Genomic DNA, 3,505 nt, shown 5'->3' with positions numbered 1-3,505 from the left:
CGGCGTCGGGCTTTCGACTCCGGTGCGCAGGTCCTTCACCATCTGGTAGGGCTGCAGAACATAAGAGCGGATCTGATGGCCCCAGCCAATGTCGGTCTTGCCGGCGGCTTCCGCCTGCGCCACGGCTTCGCGCTTCTCGAGTTCGAGTTCGTAAAGCCGCGCGCGCAGCATGTTCCAGGCTGTCGCACGGTTCTTGTGCTGCGAGCGCTCGTTCTGACAGGCAACGACGATGCCGGTCGGGACATGGGTGATACGAACGGCGCTGTCCGTCGTGTTGACGTGCTGACCCCCTGCGCCCGACGAGCGATAGGTATCGATGCGGCAGTCGCTTTCCTTGACGTCGATGTTGATCGAGTCGTCGACCACCGGATAGACCCAGACGCTCGAAAAGCTCGTGTGACGCCGCGCATTGGAATCGTAGGGCGAAATGCGCACGAGCCGATGGACACCCGACTCCGTTTTCAGCCAGCCGAAGGCGTTATGGCCCTTGACCTGGATGGTCGCCGACTTGATGCCGGCCTCTTCGCCATCGTGCCGCTCCACCAACTCGACTTTGTAGCCTTTGCGCTCCGCCCAGCGCGTATACATACGCAGCAGCATCTGCGCCCAGTCCTGGCTCTCCGTACCGCCGGCGCCCGCGTGAACCTCGAGATAGGCGTCGTTGCCGTCGGCCTCGCCAGCGAGCAGCGTTTCGATCTCCGCCTTGCGTGCCTCTTCGCGCACGGCCTTGAGCGCGGTCTCGGCTTCCTTGACGACGCCGTCGTCGCCTTCGGCCTCGCCCATTTCGATCAGTTCGAGATTGTCGCTGAGGCCGGACTCGAGACGCAGATAGGCGTTGATCGCCTCGTCGAGACGGGTCCGCTCCGCCATCAGTTCGCGAGCCTTGGCAGGATCGTTCCAGAGATTGGGATCTTCTGAGCGCGCGTTCAGTTCATCGAGGCGCTTGCGGGCAGAATCCCAGTCAAAGATGCCTCCTCAGCAGTCCCAGGGACTGCTTGATTTCATCGGCGATATTCTGGGTCTCGGCGCGCATCGATCATGGCCTCCGTAAATGCGGAGCGGAAAATAGGCCGAACGAGCGCGGGTGTAAACCCGTCGCGCACGCAGTGCCTCGCATCGATTGGTTGCGGCACGGGCGTGTCAGTAAAGGCCGCCGGTTCCTGAGTCGATCGAGCTGTTCGAATTCCCGCCCGGCGCACCGCTGTCGAGACCTGTCACCGGCGTTCCCGTGACGACGCCGAGCGACGAGGACGAGGAACTCTGCGGCTCGGTGCCCTCCTTGAAGGCTTCGAGAATGACGTCCGGATCGCTCGACGACGCAAGCTGGCCCGTCCTGTGATCGACCTTCACGAGGCTGATCCCGGGCGGAATCCGAAACGGGATTGCCGGCTCGCTGCCGATCTCGGCCTGCATGATGTCGCGGAAGACGGGCGCCGCCGTGCGCCCTCCGGTCTCCGCCTTGCCGAGGGGGGTTGGATTGTCGTAACCGACGAAGACGCCGACGACCAGGTTCGGGGAGTAGCCCATGAACCATGCGTCGCGCTCGTCGCTCGACGTTCCCGTCTTGCCCGCGAGCGGCACCGGAACCGCCTTCACCGCCGATCCCGTTCCGCGCTGAACGACACCTTCGAGCATCGACGTGATCTGATAGGCGGTCTGCGCGCTTTCGATCTGCTCCCGGTCGTCCGGCAGCTCGGGCGGCGACTGGTTCGACCAATCCGCGTTACAGTCAGGGCACGGTCGATTGTCGTGCTTGTAGATCGTCCGCCCCCACCGGTCCTGTACACGGTCGATCAGCGTCGGCGTCACTTTCTTGCCGCCATTGTCAAACACCGCATAGGCGGCCGCGAGCCGCATCAGCGTCGTCTCGCCCGCGCCGAGCGACATCGACAGAACCGGCGACATATTGTCGGTGATACCGAAGCGATGCGCGTAATTGGCGATCTTGTCCATGCCGACCGCCTGCGCGAGCCGTACCGTCATGACGTTGCGCGAATGCTCGAGGCCGAAGCGCAACGTCGAAGGCCCGAAGAAATCGCGCTCGTAATTTTCCGGCTTCCAGAGCGCGAGCCCCGGCCCCTGATCCATGACGAAGGGCGCGTCGAGCACGAGGCTTGCGGGCGTGAAGCCATTGTCGAGCGCCGCCGCATAGACGAAGGGTTTGAACGACGAGCCCGGCTGGCGCAACGCCTGCGTGGCGCGATTGAACTCGCTCTTGTCGAAGCTGAAGCCGCCCTGCATCGCAAGCACACGGCCCGTATGCGGGTCCATCGCGATCACCGACCCGTTGACGGCGGGAATCTGCCGCATGGCATAATGATCGGGCGTACGCTCGCCCTTCTTGAAGATCGGTTCGACATAGATGACGTCGCCGACGGCCAGCGCATCCGAAGGTTGCTTCAGAACCGGTCCGAGATAGATGTCCTTGATCGACTGCCTCGCCCAGCTCATCTCGGCAAAGGGAATGGCGCCGGTCTTCACCTCGGTCGAAAATTTACCGTTGGACAAGCGGTCGGGACGCAGACCGATCTTGACGCTGGTGGGTGTCAGGTCGAGCACGACGCCGAGTGTCCAGGGCGCGAGATCCTCCGCGAAGTCCTGCTTCTGCAACGCCTCCTGCCAATTCTCGCCGGGGTTGAGCTTGGCAACCGGTCCGCGATAGCCGTGGCGCTGATCGTAATCGACGAGCCCCTTGCGCAGCGACCGACGCACGATCGCCTGCAGGTGCGTGTCGATAGTGGTGCGAACGGAGAGGCCGCCCTCATAGAGCTTCGCCTCGCCATATTGGGCATAGAGTTCGCGGCGCACTTCTTCCACGAAATATTCGGCATCGACGAGCTGCAGCCCCACGGCCCGCTGGACCGTCGTGAACTCTTCCGCCTGAGCCTGCGCGGCTTCCTCGTCGGTGATGAAGCCGTCTTCCGCCATACGGCCGATCACCCAGTTGCGGCGGGCAATGGCGCGGTCACGATGGGTATAGGGGTTGTAGTTCTCCGGTCCCTTGGGCAAGGCCGCGAGATAGGCGACTTCCGGAATGGTCAGTTGGTCGAGCGGCTTGTTGAAATAATTGAGGGCCGCCGCCGCGACACCGTAGCTGCCGGTACCGAGATAGATCTCGTTCAGATAGAGCTCGAGAATCTTGTCCTTCGTGTAGGCCTTCTCCATGCGCAGCGAGAGCAGCATCTCGGTGATCTTGCGCTGCGCGTTACGATCGCGCGTCAGGAGGAAGTTGCGCGCCACCTGCTGCGTGATGGTCGAGGCGCCGACGAGACGGCGATCCCGGATGACGTTGAAGACGTTGTCGACCATCGCACGCGCGATGCCGACAGGGTCGACGCCGCTATGCGTATAGAAATTCTTGTCTTCCGCCGCCAGGAAAGCCTGGATCAACCGCTTCGGGATGGCGTTGATCGGCACGTAGAGACGCCGCTCGCGCGCATATTCGGCAATCAGTTCGCCGTCGCCCGCATGAACGCGGGTCATCACCGGCGGCTCGTAATTGGCG

The 3,505-nt window shown here is 63.1% G+C and carries 2 protein-coding genes; both read right to left on the bottom strand.

What is annotated here, in order from left to right:
* Positions 1-1,033 (bottom strand): peptide chain release factor 2 gene (gene prfB / locus VMR03_RS14540; RefSeq protein ID WP_325406456.1). Its coding sequence is split into 2 segments (ribosomal slippage), with 1,032 coding nucleotides annotated over them: positions 1-963 and positions 965-1,033; the frame shifts between segments, so codons are not numbered across the junction. This gene is flagged as partial in the annotation.
* Between the two features lie 107 nt (positions 1,034-1,140).
* On the bottom strand, positions 1,141-3,505 hold a 2,365-nt coding region (locus tag VMR03_RS14535; RefSeq protein ID WP_325406454.1), incomplete at its 5' end, for a penicillin-binding protein 1A.

It is taken from the genome of Parvibaculum sp., assembly GCF_035511255.1.
Lineage (GTDB): Bacteria > Pseudomonadota > Alphaproteobacteria > Parvibaculales > Parvibaculaceae > Parvibaculum.
Note: the sequence above shows the minus strand (reverse complement) of the source record. Positions and strands in the feature narration are given on the sequence as shown.